Origin of the sequence: Mameliella sp. AT18, assembly GCF_028807275.1 — a bacterium.
Lineage (GTDB): Bacteria > Pseudomonadota > Alphaproteobacteria > Rhodobacterales > Rhodobacteraceae > Antarctobacter > Antarctobacter albus.
In genome coordinates this window covers 1-3,793 of the sequence record NZ_JARAMO010000132.1, presented here as the reverse complement: position 1 = coordinate 3,793, position 3,793 = coordinate 1, and the positions used below count along the sequence as shown (strand labels likewise).

At 52.1% G+C, this 3,793-nt stretch carries 5 protein-coding genes; 3 read left to right on the top strand and 2 right to left on the bottom strand.

The window, feature by feature from the left end; translation table 11 throughout:
• Nucleotides 1–443 precede the first annotated feature (443 nt).
• Nucleotides 444–1,313 (top strand): Hint domain-containing protein, encoded by an 870-nt coding sequence (locus tag PVW46_RS13775; protein WP_222512495.1) that lies wholly within the window; start codon nucleotides 444–446, stop codon nucleotides 1,311–1,313.
• A 243-nt stretch (nucleotides 1,314–1,556) separates the two neighbouring features.
• Here PVW46_RS13775 and PVW46_RS13770 read toward each other — a convergent pair whose 3' ends face one another.
• Nucleotides 1,557–1,838: a hypothetical protein gene (locus PVW46_RS13770; protein WP_133065645.1), complete on the bottom strand. Its 282-nt coding sequence runs from the start codon at nucleotides 1,836–1,838 to the stop codon at nucleotides 1,557–1,559.
• A gap of 50 nt (nucleotides 1,839–1,888) precedes the next feature.
• Here PVW46_RS13770 and PVW46_RS13765 point away from each other — a divergent pair, with 50 nt between their 5' ends.
• Nucleotides 1,889–2,074 (top strand): hypothetical protein, encoded by a 186-nt coding sequence (locus PVW46_RS13765; RefSeq protein ID WP_133066345.1) that lies wholly within the window; start codon nucleotides 1,889–1,891, stop codon nucleotides 2,072–2,074.
• 80 nt (nucleotides 2,075–2,154) lie between these two features.
• Nucleotides 2,155–2,337, top strand: a complete 183-nt coding sequence (locus PVW46_RS13760) for a hypothetical protein (protein ID WP_133066344.1) — start codon at nucleotides 2,155–2,157, stop codon at nucleotides 2,335–2,337.
• 449 nt (nucleotides 2,338–2,786) lie between these two features.
• Here the strand turns inward: PVW46_RS13760 and PVW46_RS13755 are convergent, their stop codons facing one another.
• A complete protein-coding gene (locus PVW46_RS13755) occupies nucleotides 2,787–3,683 on the bottom strand; it encodes a Hint domain-containing protein (protein WP_274576232.1) in 897 nt (298 codons plus the stop codon).
• Between the last annotated feature and the right edge of the window lie 110 nt (nucleotides 3,684–3,793).

Below are 3,793 nucleotides of genomic sequence, written 5' to 3'. Positions count from 1 at the left end.
CTCCCGACATCTTCGGTGTAAACGAAGCGGATGCTCGCCAAGGTATTGATTTTTGGCCAACCAATCCGTTCGTAAACAGGCGTGTTTCACGGTTTGTCCAAGATTTTCAGGTTCACACAGGTTCATTGAACTTCCATGCACTTCGTAGAATTTCTTGCATGTAGCGCTTGGTATACGCTCCTTCAGATGATCCGAGAGGACAGCAACGGGTTCGAACCAAGAAACGCCGGTCAAAGAACGATCGCTCCGCTGCTCCCTCCATGAGCACCACTGACATATGGGGTTAATCCGCCAGTACAGCGGCCAAACTGTGCGGTTGGCCTGCCACGTTCTAGGGATAAATCGAGACAGTAAGCCAAAGAGTTTCCATTTCCTTTCCCCCCGGGTATCCTCCCCCGGAGCTCAGACTCGTGTTTTTCTAAGTGTATGGAAGTGAGCAAAAAATGGCAGTCGATTACAACGCCAATTTCCAAGACTACGATACAGCCGGTGACGCGACCACTAGTGGCACCACGGACTTTGGCGGTACGATGATCGACGATGGCTTCTGGAACCTTGGTGATCCGGCGTACGGCTACAGTCAGTATGACTACGAAGGATATTTCGTATCCGGTGGACACACATTTCTCGTATTTTACAGTGCCAGCACCTCCCAGCCTGCACTGCTGTCTCCCTCGGCCACACTCGCGGAATTCCCGAGCACCTTCCAGATGGGTGACTTCGCCCTGACGACAGACCCCCTGCCCGTCTGTTTTGCCGCAGGCACGATGATCGCCACGCCGGATGTTGAATGTGCCGTCGAGACCCTGTCCATCGGTGACATGATCCGCACTGCGGATGGCGGAACCACTATGGTCAAATGGATCGGGCGCCAGACCATGCACAAGCGTTTCACCCCGGCCGAGCGCTTTGCTCCTGTCCGGGTTCACTCCGGTGCCCTGGGCAACGACCTGCCACACACGGACCTAGTGTTGACCGCGGACCATGCCCTGGTCCTCGACGGGCTGGCGATCAACGCAGGTGCGCTAGTCAATGGCACCACGATCACGGTGGAACCGATTGGCACTCTCCCCGAGCGCGTGACCTACTACCACATCGAGACCGAGGGGCATGAGATCATCCTGGCAAACGGCGCGGCGGCAGAAACCTATGTCGACTACGTCCAGCGCCGTGCTTTCGACAACTACGCCGAATACCTCGACCTGTACGGTGAAGAACCTGCAATTGTCGAGATGCCCCTGCCCCGCGTTTCGGCGCCTCGCCTTGTACCGTCGGCAATCCGTGCACGGCTGATGCGGGAAAGAGCAGCCTGAACGGCCCGTGCGAACGATCCTCGATCGACCAGCGCCTCAATCCGTCCGCGTCCCCCAGAGCGCGTCGGCGCCTGGATCGTAGAACCTGTGCATGTCAGTTGTTACCCGATAAGTTGAAAAGCAGACTAACCCAACGCTATGAAGGTTAATCAATGCTGGTTCGGTCACAGAAAACTTCATCCCAAGTCCACGCCGACAACGACAACTGTCCTCCGACACGATTTCGTAGAGTTCGTGCCGCGATCATGCTACTGCTCGGCTGGAGCCATCTTGTAATACTCCTGTGGGCTTCAGCCCACCTTTTGGGCTCATAAAAGAAAAGCTCTCCAGGTCGCTAAGTATATTGAACCAAGGCTCGGAGCCTTCGATCACCGTCACTTCAAAAATTTTTTGATCAAAGCGAAGACTTCCAATTACTGTTGAGCCACGCGATCCAAACAGACAAGTACGCAGGCCAGACTGAAGTTGGCAAGAGGATGCCGATTTCGATCCAATAGCAACCGGCGTTAACGTATCGTTAAACACAGCATGCCATTTCCTTCACGAAAACTACCTAAAAGCATAGAGGAGCCAACATGTCCCCAGATGAAATCGCCAAACGTGCCGAGGCAACGGCCAAACGCTGCGATGAACAAGGCTTCTTCTCAACGGCTAAGGCTTTGCGCACCCTTGTATGTGAATTAGGTGAGAGCGGCTGGCTATCCAACGTCAACCACGATGCAAAACTACAACAGAACGGTGCTACTTCAAAGGAAACGTGACTCCTGTCTTAACCTCAGCTTTACCCACAGATCCTATCCGTGGTTGCGTAAATGCTGACAGGTCAACTAGGGAGACCAACATGCCCAATCTGTACGACGAAATAATGAACCTGTTGCACGAAGCGGGAGCATTTGCCGAAGTCCAGCGCCAAGAGAGATTGAACCAAGCTGTTCGTCATGCGAAGCAGACAGCAGAAACTGAATTATTTTCTGATCTCGCTCGTCAGAACACTCGATCGCGTGCGTGCTTTTTATCTCGCTAGACACTCCAAAATCGTGGACTCCGAAAACCACGAGAACCACGATCAAGTTCAGGAACATAGAAGTTCTGGACAACTTCGGCGCTACCAGCCCCAGGATGGCACGAACCCAACATTGGTCACCGGCTAAAGTAACCGTTGAGCAACATAAACCAAGCGCCACTGAAATTCGCAAGTCAGGCTAAATCGATCAAGCCTTCCACAACTGCCGTTTGAGTTGCGATAGTTCAGAAACCTCGCAACAGAATAATTTCTATTGGATGAGAACATGTACCGACTAACTCGAAAAGATTTATAAGACACAGTTCCAAGCAGCCTGTCCTGACAGAGGGCGGTGACAGAAGGTAGTTATTAGCCCACGAGGCCGAAAAGTATATTCCCGGCCTCGTCGTTAGCACATTGGTTAGACAGGGAAACGCAACTAGACGGCCCCACGAAAGATTATTTCGCCGTCAAGCCACCCCTTTTTCTGCACCGCCAAAGAATTTTTCAAGTAGTGTAATTGGCATTTGCCTGCGCGAAGAAATTCGCGGCAAAGACATCTCTGAGATCGTTCTGTCATCTCCAAAAATTTTTACATACTCTTCGTAGTTGTCAAAGACTCTACGCCCTACATAATCAATGAATGTTTCCGCAGGCGCCCCATTTGCCAGAACAACTTCATGCCCAGAGGTTTCGATATGATAGTACACCATTTCATCTGGCAATTCATTCGGGTGCGGAATTACAATGTCCACACCATTCGCCAGCACCCCGGCATTTACGGCAAAACCATCTACTACCATCGCGTGGTCCGCCGTCACGACCAGGTCAGTGTGAGGGATGCCGGCGCCAATAGAACCCGCCTTGATCCGCACTGCCGTATGTCGCTCCGAGCGCCCTGAAAAAACTCGTTTGGTGGTATATGTACCGATCCACAAAACTTCTATGTTTCGACCATCTGCGGAGGAAACTACATCACCACGAGACAGTGATTGAACCGGGACTTCACCAAACGGGGTCGAAATTAGTGTCCCGAACGCGAAACAAGCGGCGTTGTTTGGATCAGACTGTCCAGTTACAACGCTGTTATCAGTTCCAATGATAAACGGCCCAAAGCCCTGCTGGAAGGCATCGCCCTCAACAACACCCGATGTAATAAGTGACTGGATGGTGGAACCGTCAAGAGATCCGCCCTGTAGAGACACTGGCCCAGGATCGGTGTTGGTGCCAAAGGTCACAACGCTTGTAGGGGACCCACCATCATCAACGACTGCAATCAGAAAGTTCTGAGGATTCCCATCCAATAGATCACCATTGGTCACAGGAAAATTGTAGTAATCAAATCCACCCGCGCTCAAAGAAGGCAACGAAGCCGCAATACTGAGATCAATTGTGTAGGCAGCGTCGAACTGGGCAGTGTTGGCATTCTTTGAATCGTAAAACTCAATCTGGACCTGTCACGCTCTGGTGCCGCTCC